Origin of the sequence: Sphingomonas mesophila (assembly GCF_003499275.1) — a bacterium.
Classification (GTDB): Bacteria; Pseudomonadota; Alphaproteobacteria; order Sphingomonadales; family Sphingomonadaceae; genus Sphingomicrobium; species Sphingomicrobium mesophilum.
On sequence record NZ_QWDF01000006.1, the window covers coordinates 1 to 793 of the forward strand.

The 793-nt window shown below is 39.1% G+C and carries 2 protein-coding genes; both read right to left on the bottom strand.

From position 1 onward, the window contains the following. Nucleotides 1-341, bottom strand: a 341-nt coding sequence (gene rplT / locus D0Z60_RS11465) for a 50S ribosomal protein L20 (protein ID WP_118858569.1), incomplete at its 3' end; no start/stop codon positions are given. A 67-nt stretch (nt 342-408) separates the two neighbouring features. Next, on the bottom strand, nt 409-606 hold the full coding sequence (gene rpmI, locus D0Z60_RS11470; RefSeq protein ID WP_005596065.1) for a 50S ribosomal protein L35: 198 nt from the start codon (nt 604-606) through the stop codon (nt 409-411). Nucleotides 607-793 lie beyond the last annotated feature (187 nt).

A 793-nucleotide genomic window follows, 5' to 3' on the forward strand; every position in this document is an offset into this window, starting at 1 on the left:
TTTGCTTTTTCAACTAAAGCTGCGAATGCAACTTTGTCGAATACAGCGATGTCAGCTAAAATCTTACGGTCGATTTCAACAGAAGCTTTTTTCAAGCCGTTGATGAATTTGCTGTAAGATAAACCGTTTTGACGTGCTGCAGCGTTGATACGTGCAATCCATAATTGACGGAATTGACGTTTACGTTGACGACGGTCACGGTAAGCATATTGACCAGCTTTAATTACAGCTTGGAACGCAACGCGATAAACACGTGAACGCGCACCATAATAACCTTTAGCAGCCTTAAGAACTTTCTTATGGCGTGCTCTTGCAATAACACCACGTTTTACACGAGCCATTATTAAATCTCCTAATGTATATAATTAACTAAAATTCACTAAAGTACGTTTTAACTTGACTCAACGCTTATGCGTATGGTAAGCACGCTACTACTAATACTTGGTCTGCTTTCGCTACCATTGATTTGTGGCGTAAGTGACGTTTACGTTTAGTGGTTTTCTTAGTCAAAATATGACGTAAGTGAGATTGTTTACGTTTGAAACCGCCTGAAGCTGTTTTCTTGAAACGCTTAGCAGCACCACGTACTGTTTTAATTTTAGGCATTGTTTTATAAACTCCGCATTGTTTTATCTAATACATAATAATCAGGCGAAAAATACGCTTATCGCTAACCGTCTTTTTACTTGCAAAGCACTAATTATCTCGAACAGAGCGTTACCGCTCATAGCCCTTTACGGCTAAAAAGCAAATCAGGCTGCGAAATGTGCCTGTAGATTGCTTTTGTTTCTCT